This window comes from Streptomyces sp. NPDC101776 (assembly GCF_044766845.1).
Taxonomy (GTDB): Bacteria; Actinomycetota; Actinomycetes; order Streptomycetales; family Streptomycetaceae; genus Streptomyces.
The window spans coordinates 245,696-264,745 of record NZ_JBIWMV010000015.1; the positions used below are offsets into that span (position 1 = coordinate 245,696).

Annotated in this window: 17 protein-coding genes; 8 read left to right on the forward strand and 9 right to left on the reverse strand. The window is 70.3% G+C overall.

Annotated elements, in window-relative coordinates; all coding sequences use genetic code 11:
- Positions 1-138: 138 nt before the first annotated feature.
- The 4 genes from ACIRRY_RS36135 to ACIRRY_RS36150 all read right to left on the reverse strand — a co-directional run bounded on the left by ACIRRY_RS36135 (position 139) and on the right by ACIRRY_RS36150 (position 3,962).
- Complete coding sequence (locus ACIRRY_RS36135) at positions 139-1,617, reverse strand: GntP family permease (protein WP_403981373.1); 1,479 nt, start codon at positions 1,615-1,617, stop codon at positions 139-141.
- A gap of 139 nt (positions 1,618-1,756) precedes the next feature.
- Positions 1,757-2,161 (reverse strand): RidA family protein, encoded by a 405-nt coding sequence (locus ACIRRY_RS36140; RefSeq protein ID WP_403981376.1) that lies wholly within the window; start codon positions 2,159-2,161, stop codon positions 1,757-1,759.
- Entirely contained in the window at positions 2,158-2,919 is a 762-nt protein-coding gene (locus ACIRRY_RS36145) for an IclR family transcriptional regulator (protein WP_403981378.1), read from the reverse strand. Before ACIRRY_RS36145 ends, ACIRRY_RS36140 begins: the two co-directional genes overlap by 4 nt.
- On the reverse strand, positions 2,916-3,962 hold the full coding sequence (locus ACIRRY_RS36150; protein ID WP_403981381.1) for a sugar kinase: 1,047 nt from the start codon (positions 3,960-3,962) through the stop codon (positions 2,916-2,918). The genes ACIRRY_RS36145 and ACIRRY_RS36150 overlap by 4 nt, the downstream gene beginning before the upstream one ends.
- 138 nt (positions 3,963-4,100) lie before the next feature.
- Here ACIRRY_RS36150 and ACIRRY_RS36155 point away from each other — a divergent pair, with 138 nt between their 5' ends.
- Positions 4,101-5,384 carry an amino acid deaminase gene (locus ACIRRY_RS36155; RefSeq protein WP_403981384.1) on the forward strand — a complete coding sequence of 428 codons (1,284 nt, stop codon included), beginning with the start codon at positions 4,101-4,103 and terminating at the stop codon, positions 5,382-5,384.
- An 8-nt stretch (positions 5,385-5,392) separates the two neighbouring features.
- Positions 5,393-6,988, forward strand: coding sequence for an amidohydrolase family protein (locus ACIRRY_RS36160; RefSeq protein WP_403981387.1), 1,596 nt, complete (start codon positions 5,393-5,395; stop codon positions 6,986-6,988).
- A gap of 105 nt (positions 6,989-7,093) precedes the next feature.
- Here the strand turns inward: ACIRRY_RS36160 and ACIRRY_RS36165 are convergent, their stop codons facing one another.
- Together ACIRRY_RS36165 and ACIRRY_RS36170 are read right to left on the reverse strand one after the other, a co-directional pair.
- Positions 7,094-7,930: a serine protease gene (locus tag ACIRRY_RS36165; protein WP_403981390.1), complete on the reverse strand. Its 837-nt coding sequence runs from the start codon at positions 7,928-7,930 to the stop codon at positions 7,094-7,096.
- A gap of 102 nt (positions 7,931-8,032) precedes the next feature.
- Positions 8,033-9,826: a P-loop NTPase fold protein gene (locus tag ACIRRY_RS36170; protein WP_403981393.1), complete on the reverse strand. Its 1,794-nt coding sequence runs from the start codon at positions 9,824-9,826 to the stop codon at positions 8,033-8,035.
- Positions 9,827-9,993: 167 nt separating this feature from the next.
- Here ACIRRY_RS36170 and ACIRRY_RS36175 point away from each other — a divergent pair, with 167 nt between their 5' ends.
- The 6 genes from ACIRRY_RS36175 to ACIRRY_RS36200 all read left to right on the forward strand — a co-directional run bounded on the left by ACIRRY_RS36175 (position 9,994) and on the right by ACIRRY_RS36200 (position 16,348).
- Positions 9,994-11,205: a pyridoxal phosphate-dependent aminotransferase gene (locus ACIRRY_RS36175; protein WP_327401637.1), complete on the forward strand. Its 1,212-nt coding sequence runs from the start codon at positions 9,994-9,996 to the stop codon at positions 11,203-11,205.
- 111 nt (positions 11,206-11,316) lie between these two features.
- Complete coding sequence (locus tag ACIRRY_RS36180; protein WP_403981396.1) at positions 11,317-11,721, forward strand: hypothetical protein; 405 nt, start codon at positions 11,317-11,319, stop codon at positions 11,719-11,721.
- Between the two features lie 177 nt (positions 11,722-11,898).
- Positions 11,899-12,978, forward strand: coding sequence for a substrate-binding domain-containing protein (locus ACIRRY_RS36185; RefSeq protein ID WP_403981398.1), 1,080 nt, complete (start codon positions 11,899-11,901; stop codon positions 12,976-12,978).
- Positions 12,979-12,991: 13 nt separating this feature from the next.
- Positions 12,992-14,209, forward strand: a complete 1,218-nt coding sequence (locus ACIRRY_RS36190) for a toxic anion resistance protein (RefSeq protein WP_403981400.1) — start codon at positions 12,992-12,994, stop codon at positions 14,207-14,209.
- Positions 14,206-15,744 (forward strand): substrate-binding domain-containing protein, encoded by a 1,539-nt coding sequence (locus ACIRRY_RS36195; protein ID WP_403981403.1) that lies wholly within the window; start codon positions 14,206-14,208, stop codon positions 15,742-15,744. Before ACIRRY_RS36190 ends, ACIRRY_RS36195 begins: the two co-directional genes overlap by 4 nt.
- Positions 15,731-16,348 (forward strand): hypothetical protein, encoded by a 618-nt coding sequence (locus ACIRRY_RS36200; protein WP_403981406.1) that lies wholly within the window; start codon positions 15,731-15,733, stop codon positions 16,346-16,348. Before ACIRRY_RS36195 ends, ACIRRY_RS36200 begins: the two co-directional genes overlap by 14 nt.
- Here ACIRRY_RS36200 and ACIRRY_RS36205 read toward each other — a convergent pair.
- The 3 genes from ACIRRY_RS36205 to ACIRRY_RS36215 are packed head-to-tail and all read right to left on the reverse strand — an operon-like array spanning position 16,333 to position 19,049.
- On the reverse strand, positions 16,333-17,496 hold the full coding sequence (locus ACIRRY_RS36205; RefSeq protein ID WP_403981409.1) for a hypothetical protein: 1,164 nt from the start codon (positions 17,494-17,496) through the stop codon (positions 16,333-16,335). The two genes, ACIRRY_RS36200 and ACIRRY_RS36205, sit on opposite strands and share 16 nt — an antisense overlap.
- Positions 17,493-18,284 carry a PP2C family serine/threonine-protein phosphatase gene (locus ACIRRY_RS36210; RefSeq protein WP_403981412.1) on the reverse strand — a complete coding sequence of 264 codons (792 nt, stop codon included), beginning with the start codon at positions 18,282-18,284 and terminating at the stop codon, positions 17,493-17,495. The genes ACIRRY_RS36205 and ACIRRY_RS36210 overlap by 4 nt, the downstream gene beginning before the upstream one ends.
- Positions 18,285-18,287: 3 nt before the next feature.
- Positions 18,288-19,049: a VWA domain-containing protein gene (locus ACIRRY_RS36215; protein ID WP_200691840.1), complete on the reverse strand. Its 762-nt coding sequence runs from the start codon at positions 19,047-19,049 to the stop codon at positions 18,288-18,290.
- Position 19,050 lies beyond the last annotated feature (1 nt).

Consider the following 19,050-nt stretch of genomic DNA (forward strand, 5'->3'; position numbering starts at 1 on the left):
CCGTCGTTGACGTACGAGGCGAAGATCGAGCCCGCCGAGGCGGAACCTCCGGCCTTCACACCCGCCATAGCGGAAGCGACCGCCGCCGGCCGACCGGAAACCGTGCCGGCCCACCGCGACGATCACACCACCCGACACCTACACGAACAGACTCAGCACCGCCGCCACCGCGAACCCCGCCACCGACAACACCGACTCCAGCACCGTCCACGTCCTCAACGTGTCCCGCTCACTGATCCCGAAGTACTTCGCCACCATCCAGAAGCCGCCGTCGTTGACGTGCGAGGCGAAGATCGAGCCCGCCGAGATCGCCATGATGACGAGCGCGACGAAGGCCTGCGAGTGGTCGCCCTCGGCCAGCAGCGGGGCCACGATGCCCGCCGTGGTCACGATCGCGACCGTCGCCGAGCCCTGGGCCACCCGCAGGACCAGCGAGATCAGGTACGACAGCACGAGCACCGGCAGGCCCACGTCGTGGAAGGTGTCCGAGAGGGCCTGCGCGACCCCGCTCGCCTTGAGGACGGCGCCGAAGATCCCGCCCGCGCCGACGACCAGCAGGATGTTGCCGACCGGCTTGAGGGACGCGGTGGAGACGGTCTCCAGGGACTTGCGGGACCAGCCGCGCCGTAGACCCAGGAGGTAGTACGCGAGGAGGAGCGCGATGGTCAGGGCGACGAAGGGGCTGCCGAAGAACTCCACCACCGAGCGGCCGGTCGACGGGTCGAAGGCGATCGACGAGAACGTGGCCGCGAGAATGAGGACCAGGGGCGTGCCGATGATCGCCAGGACCGTGCCCAGCGCCACCGGCTTCTCCTGCGGTACGACGCCGGACTCCCGCTGTTCGTCGATGACCGCCTGCTTCGCCTCGGCCGCCGCCTCGACCATGTCCTGCGGTACGGCGACGAAGATCCGCTTGCCGACCCAGGCCGCGTAGGCCCACGCGGCGAGGACGGCGGGGATGCCGACGACGATGCCCATGAGGATGACCCAGCCGAGCTGGACGTGGAGGAGACCCGCGGCTGCCACCGGGCCGGGGTGCGGCGGCAGGAACGCGTGGGTCATCGACAGGCCCGCGAGCAGCGGCAGGCAGTAGAGCAGGATCGACTTGCCGCCGCGCTTGGCGGCGGCGTACACGATCGGCGCGAGGACGAAGATACCGACGTCGAAGAAGACCGGGATGCCGAAGATCAGGCCGGTCAGGCCCATGGCGAGGGGCGCCCGCTTCTCGCCGAAGAGATTCAGCAGCCGGGACGCCAACACCTCGGCCCCGCCGCTGACTTCGAGGATCGCGCCGAGCATCGTGCCGAGGCCGATGATGATCGCGACATGGCCGAGGATGCCGCCCATGCCGGACTCGATGGTGGAGACGGCGTCCGAGCGCTGGACCGTGCCGAAGAGTTCGGTGACCGACAGTCCGGAGAGCAGGCCGACGGTTATGGAGACGGCGAGGAGGGCCACGAAGGGCTGGAGTCTGACCCTGATGATCAGGAAGAGCAGGAGCGCGATACCGAGGGCGGCGACCGTCAACAGGCCGGCCGTGCCGTCGAGAAGGAGGAGCAGGCCTCCGGTGTGGGGTGGTGGGGTCACGGGGGCGGTGGCGGCGAGCGGTAGGGACATGTGGGGGTCCTCGGGGTCGTCGTAGGAACATGGAGCTTTCGTCGGGCAGGGGGGATCGCGGCGCGGCACCCCGAGGGGTGCCGAACCGTCGTACGGTGTGCGGGAGTTGGGGCTGTACTAACTCAGTACTGGCTCGGTGCTAGCCCAGAACGGCCAGCGCGTCGATCTCGATGAGCAGGCCGGCGGGCAGACCGACGTAGACCGTCGTGCGCGCGGCCGGGACCTCGACGCGGCCCTCGAAGTACGCGTTGTAGATCGCGTTCATCTCGGCGAAGTGGTCCACGTCCGTCAGATAGACGCGGAGCATCATCACGTCCTCCCAGCTCGCGCCGCCCTCCTCCAGGACCGCCTGGACGTTGGCGAGGGTCTGGAGGGTCTGCTCGCGCAGGGTCGGGCCGGCCGGTGTGGGCGGCTTGCCCTCCTCGGCGGGGAGGAAGCCGACCTGCCCGGCGACCTGGAGGATGTTGCCCTTGCGGACGCCGTGCGAGAACTTCGCGGGCGGGGCGGTGTGGGTCTTGGGGGTGAGGGCGGTCTTCTCGGTCATTCGGTGTCCCTGGTGGTAGTTCTGCCGGAGTACTCCCCACTGATGGCGTCCGCCGTGCGACGGACCAGGGGAAGCAGCGTGAGGAGTTCGTCGGCGGTGACGACTACGTTGGGCGCGGAGACCGACATCGCGGCGGCCACGCGTCCGTCGGCGCCTCGGATCGGCGCGGCGACGCAGTTGATGGACTCTTCGTGGCCGCCGAGGTCGGTGGCCCAGCCCTGTTCCCGCACCTTCTCCAACTCCCGCAGGAAAGCGGGCGCGTTGGGGGTGGAGCGGGCGGTGTACATGGGGTATTCGAGCTTGTCGGCGAGGACCCGCCGCTCGGCCTCCGGGAGGTCGGCGAGGAGCAGCTTCGCCACACCCGCGACCGTGATCGCGACGGGCTTCCCGATCCGCGAGTACATGCGCACCGGGTAGCGGCTCTCCACCTTGTCGATGTAGAGGACCTCGTTCTCCTCGTACACCGCGAGGTGGACGGTATGACCGCACTGCTCGTTGAGGCGTACGAGATGGGGGTGGGCGATCTCGCGGATGTCGAGGTTCTCCATCGCCTCCTGGGCGAGGGCGATGAGGCGGGCGCCGAGGCGGTAACGCTGGTCGGACTGGCGGTAGACCAGGCCGTGTTCGTGCAGGGTGCGCAGCAGGCGCAGGGCCGTCGACTTGTGGACGTCGAGGCGCTCGGCGACCTGGCCGAGGTCGGCGGGGCCCTCGGCGAGCAGCGGCAGGATGCTGAGCGCGCGGTCGACGGTCTGACTCATGGTGTGCGTACCTCCTCGTCGGCCCGGTCGGCGGCGTCGGTCCAGCCGGGGCCGAGTCGAAGTCTCCCCCACGCCCGCTCGTCCAGGGCGACCAGCCGGTCGGCGTGGTCGCGGGCCGGGGGCGCGGCGAGGTCGCCGGGGACGGTGAGGGCGGCGGCGGCCGTGAGATGCCCGTGCCGCAGCCGGTCCCGTACGGGAAGTCCCCGCAGGGTCGCGGAGAGGAACCCGGCGGCGAAGGCGTCCCCGGCCCCGACCTCGGCCACGACGTCGACGTGCGGCGCCGGCACGAAGGTGACGGAGTCCTTGTGGAAGACGGTGGCCCCGCGTCCGCCCTGCTTGACGACGAGCGTCTCGGGGTCGGGGAACGCGTCCCGTACGGCATCGGCCCCGACCAGCCCCCAGACCTCGGCGGCCTCGTCCTCGCCGACGAACACGAGGTCCGCGCCGCGCGCCAGCTCCAGCAGCACGCTCGGTCCGTCGGCCGAACGCCCCAGCGCGGGGCGGTGGTTGACGTCGAAGGAGATCAGCGGGCGGCGGGCGCGGAGCGCGGTCAGCTCACGGACCAGGCCGAGACAGCCGGCGGAGAGCATCGGGGTGATCCCGGACAGATGCAGCACCCGCCCGGCCCGTACGGCGGCCAGGTCCACGTTCCCCACGGCCATCGCGGAGGCGGCGGACCCGGCCCGGTAGTACGCGACCTCGTGCGCGTCGGTGGCCCGGTCCCCGGCGGTGCGGAAGTAGATGCCGGTCGGCCGCGCCGGATCGCGCCGTACGGCGGACACGTCCACCCCGTACCCGCCGATGGTCTCGACGAGATGGTCCCCGAAGCCGTCGGCCCCGACCCTGCTGACCCACCGGACGGTGTGCCCGGCCGCCGCCAGCACGCACGCCACGTTCGACTCGGCGCCGCCGATGGCGCGATCGAAGGAGGGCACATCGGCGAGGCGGCCCGGTCGGCTGGGTAGGAACGTGACCATGGACTCGCCCAGCGCTACGACGTCCACGACGTCACGGGCGGCGGTGGACTGTCCGTCGGCGGTCACGATGGTGATGGCTCCTCGTCCGGTGCGCCGGGGGCGGCGGCTCCGTTGACCCGGTGTTGGGCGAGATGTTAGACAGCGGTAAGCGATATACGCAATGAAGGTTGCAGAGATTGCAACACTCCAGCTCAGGGAGGCCCCATGGTCCGCGACACCGGTACCGAAGCGCTCGCCCGGCTCGCCGGGGAACGCGTCGACCACCGTTTCAAGGGCCTCCCCCCGGACGCGGACGGCCTCACCGTCGCCGAACTCTCCGCCCAGCGCCGCAACCTCTTCACCGGCGGCTTCACCACCCCCGTCCTCGCCCTCTCCGCCGAGCGCCTGGACCACAACCTCCGCCTCATGGAGACCTACGCGACCCGCCACGGCCTCGCCTTCGCCCCGCACGGCAAGACCTCCATGGCCCCCCAGCTCTTCCACCGCCAACTCGCCCACGGCGCCTGGGGCATCACCCTCGCGGTCCCCCACCAGGTGCGCGTGGCAAGGGAGTTCGGCATCGACCGGATCTTCCTCGCGAACGAACTCGTCGACCCGGCCGCCCTGACATGGATCTCGTCCCAGCTCGACACCGACCCGGACTTCCGCTTCGTCTGCTACGTGGACTCCGTGCGCGGGGTCGAGTCGATGGACGCGGCCCTGCGCGGCGCCACCCGCCCGCTGGACGTCGTGGTCGAACTGGCCGCCGGCGAGGGCGCCCGCACCGGCGTGCGCACGGAGGCGGAGTGCGCGGCGGTCGCGGACGCGGTGGGCGCCGTGGGGACTCTGCGGCTGGTCGGGGTCGCCGGGTACGAGGGCGAGGTGCCGCAGCCGGACCCGGAGCGGGTGCACACGTGGCTGCGCCGACTGACCGCACTGGCCGTGGAGTTCGACAAGGCGGGGCGGTTCGCCGGGTCCGGGCTCGACGAGATCGTGGTCAGCGCGGGGGGCAGCGCGTGGTTCGACGCGGTGGCCGACGTCTTCGCCGAGCTGCCCGAACTCTCCCTCCCCGCACTGAAGTTGCTGCGTTCGGGCGCCTACGTCTCACACGACGACGGGCACTACCGCAAGCTGACCCCCTTCGCCCGGGTCCCCGAAGAGGGCGCCCTGGAACCGGCGTTCCGGCTCTGGGCGCAGATCGTCTCCCGCCCCTCCCCCGAGCAGGCCTTCGCGAACGCGGGCAAGCGGGACGCGGCCTACGACCTCGACCTCCCCTTCGCCCAGGTCGTCCGCCGGGACGGCACCGAACGCCCGGCGACCGGCGTCGAGGTCACCGGGCTCTCCGACCAGCACGCCTGGCTGCGGACGACGTCCGAGGCGGACCTGGAGGTGGGTGACTGGATCGGGATGGGCCTGTCCCACCCGTGCACGTCCTTCGACAAGTGGCAGTTGATCCCGGTGGCGGAGGCGGACGGGACGGTCGTCGACCACATCCGTACGTTCTTCTAGGAGGAGTCGTGGAGCAGCTCGTCATCCGGGACGCGGACGTGGTCGACGGCAGCGGTGGACCGTCGTACCGCGCCGATGTCGTGATCGACGGCGGCAGGATCGTCTCGATCGTGCAGGAGGCCGCGGCGGCGGGCTGTCAACGCCCCAAGGCGCGGCGTGAGTTGGACGCGGAGGGGCTGGTCCTCTCCCCCGGCTTCATCGACATGCACGCGCACAGCGACCTCGCCCTGCTCCGCGACCCGGACCACAGCGCCAAGGCCGCGCAGGGGGTGACCCTCGAAGTCATCGGCCAGGACGGGCTGTCGTACGCCCCCGTCGACGACCGCACGCTCGCGGAGGTGCGCCGGGCGATCACCGGGTGGAACGGGTACGGGGACGACATCGACTTCGACTGGCGGTCGGTGGGCGAGTACCTGGACCGGCTGGACTCCGCATTCGGTGGCCGCGGAGTGGCGGTCAACGCGGCCTACCTGATCCCGCAGGGCACGGTCCGGATGCTCGCGGTCGGCTGGGAGGACCGGGAGGCGACGCCCCAGGAGCTGGACCGGATGCGGCAGTTGGTCGCCGAGGGCATGGAACAGGGCGCGGTCGGCATGTCGTCCGGGCTCACCTACACGCCCGGCATGTACGCCAAGGACGCCGAACTCACCGAACTCTGCCGGGTGGTGGCGTCGTACGACGGCTACTACTGCCCGCACCACCGCTCGTACGGCGCGGGCGCGCTGGAGGCCTACGCGGAGATGGTGGACCTGTCGAGGGAGGCCGGCTGCTCCCTCCATCTGGCCCACGCCACCATGAACTTCGGTGTGAACGAGGGCCGGGCACCGGAGCTGCTGACCCTCCTGGACGAGGCGCTGGCGACCGGCGCGGACATCAGCCTGGACACCTACCCCTACACCCCCGGCTGTACGACTCTCGTGGCGATGCTGCCGAGTTGGGCGAGCGAGGGCGGCCCGGAGGAGATCCTGAGGCGGCTGGCGGACGACGAGACGGCCGAGCGCATCCGCCATCACCTGGAGGTGGTCGGCTCGGACGGCTGCCACGGGGTGCCGATGGAGTGGGACACGATCGAGATCTCGGGGGTCACGGATCCCGCGCTGGCCGAGTACGTGGGCCGCCGCGTCGACAGTTGGAGCACGGCCCGCCACCTCCTCCTGGCCGACCGGCTCGCCCCGTCGATCCTCCAGCACGTGGGCCACGAGGAGAACGTCCGGCAGATCATGCGGCACCGCGTCCACACGGGCGGCTCGGACGGCATCCTCCAGGGCGCGAAGCCGCATCCGCGGGCGTACGGCACGTTCCCGCAGTATCTCGGCAGGTACGTAAGGGAGTTGGGGATCCTGCCGCTGGAGGAGTGCGTAGCACACCTGACCTCACGCCCGGCGGCCCGCCTGCGCCTGCCGGACCGGGGCCTGGTCAAGGAGGGCTACCGCGCGGACCTGGTGTTGTTCAACCCCGAGACGGTGGCGCCGGGTTCGACCTTCGAGGAGCCGCGCCGCCTGCCGACCGGCATCCCGCATGTGCTGATCGACGGCCGCTTCGTGATGGAAGACGGCCGTCGAACGGACGAACTGGCGGGGAGATCTGTACGCCGCACACCATGACGCCGTGTCTTTGGGGGCGCGGGGCTGTGACACATGCGGCTCCGCCGCGTGGGCGCGACCAGCCACGACGCACCCGCAGACGAAGACGGCGCACCCGGCGGAGCGCTACGGCTTCGGCAGCGTGCAGCCGGTGTTGCTCAGGGCGAGCACGTTGGCCGAGGTGAAGCAGGCCGGGATGTTGTAGGTCTCCTCGGCGTAGTTGATGCCCTCGCGGACGGTCACCGCACCGGTCTCGCTGACCTCGCACGGGTTGTTCACGGTGCAGCTCTCGCCGTCCTCGTTGCCCGTGTTGTTGACGGCGACGACCTGACCGGTGCTGGTGTCGATGACCGGGGAGCCCGAGGTGCCGCCGATGGTGTTGCAGGCGGAGGTGTAGCGGACCGAGTCCTTCCAGGTCCAGGAGCCCTCCTTCAGCCGGTACACGAACCCGTCGATGCTGCAGCTGTAGATCGTCTTCCAGTAGCCGGAGACGACCTTGATGGCGGTGCCGACGGTCGGGTGCGTGGCGCTCACGGTGAGCGGGCTGATGTTGTACGCGCTCTTGATCGCCGCGTACGTGGTGGTGGTGCGGTAGATCGTCACGTCCGTGTCGGTCATCGTCGAGTAGACGACCTGGTTGGCGCGGAGCGTGGCGACCTTGGTGCCGGCCGAGTTCAGCAGCCCGAAGGTACGGGTGGAGGACTGGCCGGTGATGACCTGGCCGGCCGCCGGGAACCCGGTCTCCAGGCAGTGGCCGTTGGTCAGCACGAGCGCCGGGGAGGTGTCGGTCGAGTTCGGGAAGCGGATGACCGAGCCGGAGCAGTTGCTGAGCGAGACGGTTCCGGCGAAGTCGACGGTCACGGCCGCCGCCTTCGGTGCCGCCTGCGGCGCGGCGACCGCGGGTGCCACGCCCGCCCCGGCGATGGCCAGGGTGGAGAGCGCGGCAAGGAGAGGCTTGTTCATGTGGGGGTCCCCTCTTATGACGAGGCGACCGGAGATCTTCCGGCCGCGTCTTTTTGTCATGGGCATTGTTATTGTTGAGGGGGGAGCGGGCAAGGAGCGGTTTCAGGACGGGAGTTGGCGGATTTCCGCGCATGCCTCGTCGACGAGACGGCGCAGCGTTTCGCCGTTGTCCGCGATCCGGGCGCCCAGTTCGCGGCACCGTCGCTCGCGGGCCGGGGTGACCCGGCCGGTGTAGAAGACCGCCGGCCCGATGAAGAGCTCCCGCTCCCGCCAGCGCGCGAGGGCGTTCAGACCGGCGTCACCGTCGGCACCGCGGGCGAAGTCCGAGAGCAGCAGGTCGACCGGCCCACTGGCGAGCCTCTGCTCGGCACTCCGCGCATCCTCGACCACCATGACCTGGGCGCCGAGGCGCTCCAACTCCCGTACGTGGGACGTGTTGTTGCCCGGATGGTCGTCCACCCACAGCATCCGGATGTGCTGGTAGCGGTCGTCGGACCGGCCCTCGTCGTACGGCTCTTCTCCCAACCTCCGCCCCCCTGTGGGCGGTTCCGCTTGGTCCGGCCGGATCGTGACGACCGGCGAGGCGCCGCCCCGCTGAAGCTCCTCCAGCAGCCGGTCCCCCTGCGGCAGCCGCAGCCACTCCTCCACGAGCCCGACGAAGCCGCGGTCCCGGGCCAACGGCGGGTAGACGGTGGGGAGTTGCTCCTCCAGCCGGCCGAGGACGGCCTCCCAGTCGTCCGGGCGCTCGCGGTCGGGCGGCGCGAGACGGTGCCCGGACACGGTGGCCACCGTGGTGCGCCAGACCTCCGGTTCGGCCTCGATCCACCGGCTGAGCACCCGCCGGGCCGCGTAGTACTCCAGGAACTCCTGGCCCGCGTTGGAGGAGAGGGCGTCGCTCGCCACGAGGATCCGGTAGAACTCCGGGTACAGGTACTGGAGCAGCAGCGTCCGGATGACCGCCTCCGGCTCGAACCCCGTCCACACCGGGTTGAGGGAACACTCCAGGCCGAAGCCGTTGATGAGCCGCTTGATCCGCCGGGGGTTGCGCGCCGAGCGGTCGGCGATCAGGTTCACCAGGGTGTCGTCGAGCAGCTCGCGCACCCCCGAGATCTCGGCACAGTGGCGGACGTAGGCGCGTATGTCCTCGCCGGACGGCACGGGCAGCCGGTAGCTGGTCTGGAAGATCTTCTCCATGAACGCGGAGCCCGCCGGGCCGAGGTCCCGCAGCAGTCCGGAGGGGCCGAGCACCGACCGGTCGCAGCCGATCACGAAGACGAGCCCCGGCAGGTCGAGGTAGGTCTTCACCGCCTCGCACACCGCGAGGACCGTGTCCTCGGCGCAGCGGTCGAGGTCGTCGACGAACACGACGAGCAGCCGGCCCGGCCGGTTCTCGGTGGTGCGCGCCCAGTCGGTGGCGAGCGCGCTCAGCTCGTCGCGCATGGTGGCACGGGCTCTGGGGTCGACGGACAGCTCGCGCCACAGCCGGTCGACCAGTCCGGCCAGCCCGAACGGGGAGGCGACCACCGACAGGGTCGCCAGCGCGGCCCTGATCAGCGGGCCGTGCTCCGACAGCCGGTACAGGGTCCGGCGCAGCAGTCGCTCGTCGAACCTCATCAGCACGGTCTTGATGAGCCCTTCCAGCGCGTCGGCGCCGGTGGCGGACCACGCGTTGTACCAGACCGTTCCGACGTCGTCGCGCGCGTCCAGTTCCGCCTGGACCAGCCGCATCAGGCTGCTCTTGCCCATGCCCCAGCCCGCGTCCACGGCGAGGGTGAAGGGCGCCGCCCGCCGTGAGTCGTGGACCAGCGTGGCCAGTTGCCGGGCCGCCCTGCCGGTGCCGAGCCGATCGACCTCCGGCGCGCTCACCGGCTCGTCGCTCAACAGCGAGAACTCCATGCTCCGCCTCCCCCTTCGGCGTGGTCAACGTACCGATTCCGGGCGCACGCATCCGGCGAATCGCGCTCCGGGGCGGAACAGGGCCGGCGACAACGGACGAACCGGGCATGTCTCATGTGGCGGAAAGCACGAGCCAAGTCTCGTTACCGCGCCGTAAGCTCACCGACATGCAGGTGATCCAGTCGACGAAGCTCTCCAACGTCTGTTACGAGATCCGGGGCCCGGTTCTCGAAGAGGCGATGCGTCTGGAGGCGGCAGGCCACCGCATCCTGAAGCTCAACACGGGCAACCCGGCGGCCTTCGGGTTCGAGTGCCCGCCGGAGATCCTGGAGGACATCCTCCGGAACGTGTCGTCGGCGCACGGATACGGCGACGCCAAGGGACTGCTGGCCGCCCGGCGCGCGGTCGTCATGCACAACCAGACCCTGGGCATCGAGACGGACGTCGAGCACGTCTTCATCGGCAACGGCGTCTCCGAGCTGATCGTCATGGCGATGCAGGGGCTTCTCGACGACGGCGACGAGGTGCTCGTGCCGTCCCCGGACTACCCGCTGTGGACCGCCGCCGTCTCCCTCTCCGGCGGCACGGCCGTCCACTACCGCTGCGACGAGCAGTCCGACTGGATGCCCGACCTCGCCGACGTGGAGCGCAAGGTCAGCGACCGCACCAAGGCGATCGTCATCATCAACCCCAACAACCCGACGGGGGCCGTGTACGACGAGGAGATGATCAAGGGCCTCACCGACATCGCCCGCCGCCACAATCTCCTCGTCTGCTCCGACGAGATCTACGACAAGATCCTCTACGACGGCGCCACGCACACCCCGACCGCGAAGGTCGCCCCGGACCTGCTCACGCTCACCTTCAACGGCATGTCGAAGGCGTACCGGGTGGCCGGTTACCGGGTCGGGTGGATGTCGATCTCCGGGCCGCGCGCGCACGCCGACTCCTACATCGAGGGTCTGACGATCCTGGCCAACATGCGGCTCTGCGCGAACATGCCCGGGCAGCACGGGGTCGTCGCCGCACTCAGCGGGCGGCAGACCATCAACGACCTGGTCCTGCCGGGCGGCCGGCTGAAGGAGCAGCGGGATGTCGCGTACGAGCTGCTGACCCAGATCCCGGGTGTGACCTGCGTGAAGCCGAAGGGGGCGCTGTATCTGTTCCCGCGGCTCGATCCGCAGGTCTTCAAGGTCAAGGACGACCGGCAGATGGTCCTCGACCTGCTGCGCCAGGAGAAGATCATGGTCGTCCACGGCACCGGGTTCAACTGGTCCGAGCCCGATCACTTCCGGGTCGTGACGTTGCCGTCGGTCGGGGATCTGCGGGACGCGGTGACTCGGATCGGGAACTTCCTGGACGGCTACAGCCAGCCGTAAACCTCCTGGGGTGTTTTTCTTGGGCTGGATCCGGCCAATTTTTCGGCCAGCATAACTTTAGACGAGATCTAAGCTAGGATGGTTTCCTGTCTGAGCACAGGAGACCACGCCATGTACGAACCGATCCGCACGAAGTCGGTCCACAGCACTGTGGCCCGTCCCTCCTCCGACTTTCCGCATCGGTCGCGCGAGGAGGAGCTGGACATCCAGCTGGCGGGGCATCTCGCTGCGCTGCTTGCGGTGACTGACGAGCTGCGGGCGCTTGAGCCTTCGGTGGAGCTGGATGTCGCCGCGGAGCGGCTTGCCGGGCAGCTCACGCGATTGCGAGGGGCTTCGCCGAGCCGGGCGGGTGTGGCCGCGGCCGCGTCTCCTACGTCCCGTCTTGATGCCCTGCATCAGCGGGCACACGCGTTGGCCGGGCGGGCGTTGGTTGTCGCGGCGTCCCGGGCTGATACGGCTGCGGCGATTCTTTCGGCCGAGCGGATGGATGCGCATGCGGTGACCGTGGTCGCCTAGTCGCCGTAGGGGTTCCGGCCTCTCGCGGGTGCGCGCCCGTCGTGGCTTGTCGCGCAGTTCCCCGCGCCCCTGAAACGAGCGCGCTGTCCTGAACCGTGTTGTTCCGGGACCCCTCCGACACTCTCCGTTCATCCCTTTACGCGGGGAATGTTGGGTTCCGCGAGCACGCTGGCCCCTGTGAGACGTATCGCTGGAATCGTCCTCGCGGTGTTGCTGGTCGGCGGAGTGGTGGCAGCCGTCGTAGCGGGCCGGGACAACGGGGACAAGGGCACGGCAACGAAGACCGTGCGTGGAGTGATCGGTTCGGAGAAGGCGGACTTCTTCGCCGATCCCGATGTGGTGAAGGCCCTCGCCGCCAAGGGCTTCACCGTGAAGACGGAGACCTCCGGGTCCTGGGCCATGGAGGGGCTCGACCTCAAGGGGTACGACTTCGCCTTCCCCTCAAGCCAGGCGCCGGCCGACGCGCTCGCCGGCAAGTACAAGGTGCGCCAGCCCCTGCCGCGGCCCTTCTACTCGCCGCTCGTCGTCGTGGCCCACCGCAGCGCCGCCCAGGTGCTCGCGGACAACGGGCTCGCGACGCTGGACAAGAGCCAGGACCGCGGCACGTTGAAGATGGCCTCCTATCTGGATGCGGCCAAGGCGGATCGGACCTGGCAGCAGCTCAAGGGGGCCGACAAACACGGGGAGTTGACCGGCACCCTCTACATCGCCACCACCGACCCGGAGACCTCCAACTCGGGTGCTCTGTACCTCGCCGCGGCCTCCTACGTCGCCAACGGCGGGCGGGTGGCGGCCAGTAGCGCCGACGTCGACCGCACCGCGCCCCTGATGCACAAGCTGATCAGCGTGCAGGGGGCCCAACAGTCCAGCTCGGACGCGCCGTTCAGGGACTTCATCAGCGGTGCCGGCAATCCGCTGGTCCTCGTGTACGAGTCGCAGGTGGCCTCGCTGCTCCTCGACAAGCAGCCGGTCGGCGATCTCGTCGTCCTCTACCCGGACACCACGGCCAACAGCGACCACACCGTCGTACCGCTCACTCCGGAGGGCCGCGCGCTCGGTGAACTCCTCAGCAGCGACCCGACGTTGCGCGAGCTCGCCGTACGGCACGGGTTCCGGCCGCAGGGGGACACCGCCGAGTTCGTCGCGGCCGCGGCCGCCCACTCCAGCTACCTCAACCAGACGCTGACCGGTGTCCGGCAGGCGCCCGTGCCCACCTCGACGGTGCTGCACGACATGGCGCGCCGGGCGCGCGGTTGACCGGGGGGACCACATGAGCAGCAGTTTCAACACCAGTCAGAACAGCAGTCAGCACACCCAGAGCGGTGACGACGTCTTCACGCTCACTCCGCCGGAGGCCGTGAAGGCCGTGCCGAAGGAGAAGGCCGGCGGGCTCGTTCCCGTCGACGACTCCGTCCGTACGGACATGGAGCGCAAGGCCACCGCCTATGTGGAGGGGCTCGCCGCACTCGACGCCCGCTCTCCCGAGTTCGGGGGCAAGGTCGGCGAGATCACCGCGCTGGGCGCCGGCGAGATGCGCAGCGCGACCGCGCAGTCCAACCGCATGCTGGAGCGGACCGTGCGCAGTCTGCCCTCCAAGGGCGGGGACGCGCAGTCGCAGGTGGCGGGCTCGCTCGTCGAACTCCGGCGCGTGGTCGAGGACTTGGACCCGCGTGACCTGCCGGCGTCGAAGGGGCGGAAGTTCCTGTCCCGGCTCCCGGGCGGCAACAAGCTGCGTGACCACGTCGCCAAGTACGCCTCCGCGCAAGGCACGTTGAACAAGATCGTGGGGTCGTTGCGCGGCGGGCAGGACGAACTCCGGCGCGACAACGCCGCGTTGCAGACCGAGCGGGTCCGCCTCTGGGAGACGATGGGCAAGCTCCAGGAGTACGTGGTCCTCACCCAGGCTCTCGACACGGCCGTCGAGCAGCACATCTCCGGCGTCGAGTCCACCGACCCGGGCCAGGCCGACACCCTGCGCGCGGACGTCCTCTTCCCGGTCCGGCAGAAGCTCCAGGACCTGCTGACCCAGCTCGCGGTGTGCGCGCAGGGCTACTTGGCGATGGACGTCGTACGGCGCAACAACGACGAGCTCATCAAGGGCGTGGATCGCGCGGCCACGACCACCGTCTCGGCCCTCCGTATCTCGGTCATGCTCGCCTCCGCCCTGGAGAACCAGCGCAAGGTCGTCGACCAGGTCAACGCGCTGCGCGGGACCACCGAGGACCTCATCCGGGGCAACGCGGAGATGCTCTCCACCCAGAGCGGCGAGATCCAGCGCATCGCGGCCGACCCGGCGGTGGGCGCGGAGACCCTGCGCACCGCCTTCCAGCAGATCTACCGCACGCTCGACGCCATCGACACCTACAAGGTCCAGGCGACCGAGGTGATGGCGGCGACCGTGGAGTCCCTGACCTCCGAACTCCAGAACGCCAGCACGTACTTGGAGCGCAGCCGGTCGCAGAGCGCGCTGGAAGGAGGTCTCGGATGAGACGCCTCCTCGCGCTCGCACTCGGCACGGCCGCGCTGTTGACCGCGTGCACGTCGGCCCATGACACGAAGGCCGAACCCGACAACGCCCCCAAGGACGGCACCCTCCGCGTCCTCGCCTCCAGCGAACTCAGCGACATGACCCCGGTGTTCGACCAGGTCCGCAAGGACACCGGCGTCACGATCCGCCCCACCTACATGGGCACCCTCGACGCGGTGGACCTGCTGGCGAAGGGCAAGGTCGACGGGCAGTACGACGCGCTGTGGCTGTCGTCCAACGACTATCTGCGGCTACGGCCCGACGCGGCGAAGAAGGTCGTCTCGGAGACCCCGATCATGTCCAGCCCGGTCGCGATCGGCGTGAAGACGGCCACCGTCACCTCCCTGGGCTGGACGCCCGACAAGGTCACCTGGTCGCAGATCGAACAGGCCGTCCAGGACGGCAGGTTGACCTACGGCATGACGGACCCCGCACGCTCCAACTCCGGCTTCTCCACGCTGATCTCGGTGGCCTCCGCCCTCTCCGATGCCCAGTCGGCGCTCACCGACGCGGACGTCACCAAGGCGACTCCCCGGCTGAAGGAGTTCTTCAAGGGGCAGAAGCTGACCTCGGGTTCGTCGGGCTGGCTCGCCCAGGCCTATCAACGCCGGGGGAACGTCGACGCGTTGCTCAACTACGAGTCCGTCCTCAAGGGCATCCCGGGCCTGACCGTGATCCGTCCGAGCGACGGAGTGGTCACCGCCGACTACCCGCTGACGTCCCTCGCCTCCACGGACGCCAAGACCCGGGAGAACGTCCGGCGCGTGACGACGGACCTGCGCACGGACGCCCTCCAGAAGCTGATCACCACCCGTACGGACCGCCGCCCGGTCGTCGCCTCCGTACCGCCCGCGTCCGGCCTGGACACCAGCCGACGGCGTGAACTCCCGTTCCCCGGCAGCCAGTCCGTCGCCGACGGGCTCCTCGACTCGTACGAGAACAAGCTGCGGCGGCCCTCGCGGACCGTGTACGTCCTCGACACCTCGGGGTCGATGGAGGGTGACCGGCTGTCCCGGCTGAAGAAGGCCCTCACCGATCTGACCGGGGACTTCCGGCAGCGGGAGGAGGTCACGCTGATGCCGTTCGGGTCGGCCGTGAAGAGCGTGAAGACGCATGTGGTGAGTCCGGGTGATCCGAAGGCCGGGCTCGACGCCATCCGCGCGGACACCAAGGCGCTCAGCGCCTCCGGGAACACCGCGATCTACACCTCGCTGGAGAAGGCGTACGACCATCTCGGCACCGGTGGCGACACGTTCACGTCGATCGTGCTGATGACCGACGGCGAGAACACGACCGGCGCCAAGGCGAAGGACTTTGACGGCTTCTACCGCCGGCTGACCGGCGACCGGCGGGACATCCCCGTCTTCCCCATCCTCTTCGGCGACTCGGACAAGGCCGAGCTCCGGCACATCGCCGATCTGACCGGCGGTCGGCTCTTCGATGCCCAACAGGGCTCGCTGGACGGCGCCTTCGAGGAGATCCGTGGGTATCAGTAGGAGGTTCCTGGGCTGTCTGGAGTCCCGCAAGAACCTCACCGGCAGCGCCTGCGGGCTCGTCGGGCTGGTGCTGACGTTCGTGGGGGTGGCGGGGCCGTACTGGCCGGTCGTGGTCGTGGGACTGTACGGCGCGGGTGCGCTGGTCGCGCCGCCGGAGCGGCCGGTGCTGCCCGACTTCCCGGACCCGTCGGCCCAACTGGAGGAACTGCGCGACGACTTCGAGAGGCTCGGCGGCTATCTGGCGGGCGTCGAGCTGCCGCCCGCCGCGGCCGGCCGGCTCACCGAGCTGAACCAGCTGCTCGCCGGGCTCCTCGATCCGCGGGTCACGCACGACCTCGCGCAGGACCCGGAGGGCGTGCACATCCTGTCGCGGGCGATCCGGCAGGACGTACCGGAGGCGGTCGACACGTTCGTACGGACGCGGTGGTGGACGCGTCTCGCGCCGGGTACCGAGCCGCCGGAGCGCCATCTGGAGCGGCAGTTGACGGTGCTTCAGGAGGAGGCGCGGGGGCTGGCGCGGGCACTTCGGGAGGCGGAGGAGCGGCGGCAGGAGACGCACACCCGGTTCCTGGAGGAGCGCGGGCGGTCTCAGGACAACAGGTGACCCAGCACGATCAGCACCAGGACGAGCAGGAGCAGAACGGCCACCACTTTCAGTGGGCCGAAGCGGTTCTCCGGCACGGGTGTTGGCGAGGGAGGTGCCGAAATCGTGGGCCGTGCCGGTGGGTTGAACACGTCGTGGCCGGTCACCGCGGCCCTGGTGCACCACGGGCAGGTCGGGAGGTGGGAGCCGTAGGTGTGCAGGGGGCGGGTCGGGCAGACCCGGACCCGGGAGCGCTCCTGGTCGAGGGCGCGCAGCCAGACCTCCGGGGTGGGGCGGGCGGCGGGGGCGTGGACGCCGGCGCCGAATGCCGTGTGGGCGAGGCCCAGGAGGTCCGGCGGGAGGACCGAGGGGTCGACGGTGCCGCGCGGGATGACGACCAGCTCGGGGCGGACGACGTAGGAGACGCTCGCGGCGATGTTGTCCTTGACCGTCGACTCGGGGGTGCTGTCGTGCGGGACGCCGCCGAAGGGGTGGTTGCCCGCCGTGAGGAGCTGGTAGATCAGCACCGCCAAGGCGAAGTTGTCGCTCTCCGGGGTGGCCGCCGCGCCCGACTGGCGTTCCGGTGAGGAGTAGTCGGTGGTGTGCATCAGACAGGGGAAGGGCTCGCCGGTCACCGGGTCGGTGAAGGCGATGGAGTCGCAGTCGAGGAACGTGACGAAGCCGTTGGTGTCGACGACGACGTTGCTCGACGAGAAGTCGCCGATGACGAGGTTGTCGTAGTGCATGCGGGCCGTCATGAAGGCGAGGTTCCAGGCGACGCCGAGCAGGAAGCGCCAGTCCGCGCGGTCGCCGAACAGGCGCAGGCGCTGGGCGCGGGTGAACAGGCCGACCAGTTGGACGTGTTGGGGTTCGCCGAAGCGGCGCATGGCGTAGCCGAGGAAGGCGTCGTCGGGGCCGCGCGCGATGGCGGTGGGCCAGGCGAGTTCGGGCGGCTGGTTGGCGTCGGTGGGGCGGGCGGCCAGCGGTGACATGGTCAGCATGCGGGCCAGGCGGCGCTCCAGGTCCGGGCCGGGGCGGTCGCGGTAGAGCTTGACGACGATGCTGTCGTCGCCCTCGACGGGGAAGACGGCCGCCTGGCCGCCGCCCTTGAGCGGGAGTTCGGCGAGGGTGACGGGCTTGCCGTCCAGGTGGACGGTGCGGCCGGTCACGGGGTCACCGCGCGCACGGCTCGCAGCAGGGTCTTGTCGTCGGCGTTCAGACTGGTCAGCCGGTCCGACCTGAGGAGGGCGGCGAGGCTCTCGTGCGCGCTGTCGGTGACCGGTCCCGGGGTGTCGAGGGAGCGGAACACGGCTTCCACGAAAGAGGTGTTGGGCTGCGGCGGGCCGCCGCCTGAGTGGGACAGGGCGGCCTGGGCGAGGCCGTCGGTGGACAGCAGGACCCCGTCGACGCGCGGGTCCGCCACACAGTCGGTGCGCAGTCGGCGAGGTGCGTCGGGCGAGGTGAGGAAGACGGTCTCGTTGCTGTACTCGCTGACGGCGGGCGGCTGCGGGAGCAGGTGGAACTGCCGTTCCCCGTCCTCCGTTCCGGCACGTACGACGACGAAGCCGTCGCCGACGCTGAGATGGCCCAGCCAGCCGGGGGTGAGGACCACGACGGTGAGGGTGGTCGCGTAGTCGGGAGCACTGGCGCCGTAGGTGTCCAGGAAGAGCTTCGCCACATCGTGGAAGGCGTCGGCGAGCAGGTCGTGGACCTCGTCGCCGGGCGGGCAGCCGGACACGGCGGCGGCCCGGCGCCGGAAGTGCTCGGCCGCCAACTCGACGGCGTGCAGAGCCCCTTGGTCGGAGTGCGGGCGGCTGCCCGCCCCGTCCGCGACGGCGAGGACGGCCAGGGACGCCGAGGCGGTGTAGGTGCAGGCGTCCTGGCAGGGGGTGCCGGTGCGGCGGTGGCGGTAGCCCTCGACGCTCAGGCCGTGGATGCGCCAGGGCGACGCCGCCACCGCTCAGCTCTCCCAGGCCGGGCGCTGGGTCTTGAACTGGCTGAAGATCTTCTCGAAGACCTCGTCGCCCGCGCCCTTCTGCTCGGCGTTCGCGCTGGCCGACATCATCTGGAGCAGCTCGCGGAACGGGAAGCCCTGGATGCGCGCGTTGAACTTGGGCGCGAAGGCCTGGAGCACCTGTTCGCCGCGGTCGGTGATGCCGCCGACGCCGATCGCGTACAGCCGGAAGCGGCGGGCCTGTTGCTCCTCGGCGAGGACGGGCAGCAGACGGTGCCAGGAGTCGGTCATATGGCCGGTGGCGTCGGTGGGGAGGCCGTCGGTGACCAGGCAGATCTGCGGGCGGTAGTACTGGAGCCCGGAGGCGCGCAGCTCCGCCTTGCGGGCGGCGACGACATGCATGGCCAGCTCCAGCGCCTCCGTCATCAGGGTGACGCCGGACGCGGTGAAGCGGGGTGCCTGGAAGGCGTGCGCGGGGACGAAGGGACTCACCGGGGCGCCGGGGGCGAGGAGTTGGGGTCCGCGCCAGGCGCCGACGCCCCGGCCGCCGAAGGTGATCACGGCGACCTCGACGCTGTAGCTGAGGGACACGTCGTCGTGGAGTTCGCGGGTCCACTCGGCGAGCGCGTCGTTGAGGGACTGGATCGGCGCGCCCGCCATGGAACTCGACGTGTCGAGGCACAGGACCAGCGGCAGCCGTTGCGCGTTGTTCTCGAACTCGATGTCGGCGTACTCCGCCGGCAGCGTGGGCGGGTATTCGCTGTGCATG

Excerpts from the sequence above, each read along its gene's own strand:
- ACIRRY_RS36215 (WP_200691840.1), bottom strand. The coding sequence starts at position 19,049 with ATGCACAGCGAATACCCGCCCACGCTGCCGGCGGAGTACGCCGACATC.
- ACIRRY_RS36135 (WP_403981373.1), bottom strand. The coding sequence starts at position 1,617 with ATGTCCCTACCGCTCGCCGCCACCGCCCCCGTGACCCCACCACCCCAC.
- ACIRRY_RS36180 (WP_403981396.1), top strand. The coding sequence starts at position 11,317 with ATGTACGAACCGATCCGCACGAAGTCGGTCCACAGCACTGTGGCCCGT.
- ACIRRY_RS36140 (WP_403981376.1), bottom strand. The coding sequence starts at position 2,161 with ATGACCGAGAAGACCGCCCTCACCCCCAAGACCCACACCGCCCCGCCC.
- ACIRRY_RS36170 (WP_403981393.1), bottom strand. The coding sequence starts at position 9,826 with ATGGAGTTCTCGCTGTTGAGCGACGAGCCGGTGAGCGCGCCGGAGGTC.
- ACIRRY_RS36190 (WP_403981400.1), top strand. The coding sequence starts at position 12,992 with ATGAGCAGCAGTTTCAACACCAGTCAGAACAGCAGTCAGCACACCCAG.
- ACIRRY_RS36165 (WP_403981390.1), bottom strand. The coding sequence starts at position 7,930 with ATGAACAAGCCTCTCCTTGCCGCGCTCTCCACCCTGGCCATCGCCGGG.
- ACIRRY_RS36155 (WP_403981384.1), top strand. The coding sequence starts at position 4,101 with ATGGTCCGCGACACCGGTACCGAAGCGCTCGCCCGGCTCGCCGGGGAA.
- ACIRRY_RS36175 (WP_327401637.1), top strand. The coding sequence starts at position 9,994 with ATGCAGGTGATCCAGTCGACGAAGCTCTCCAACGTCTGTTACGAGATC.
- ACIRRY_RS36195 (WP_403981403.1), top strand. The coding sequence starts at position 14,206 with ATGAGACGCCTCCTCGCGCTCGCACTCGGCACGGCCGCGCTGTTGACC.
- ACIRRY_RS36145 (WP_403981378.1), bottom strand. The coding sequence starts at position 2,919 with ATGAGTCAGACCGTCGACCGCGCGCTCAGCATCCTGCCGCTGCTCGCC.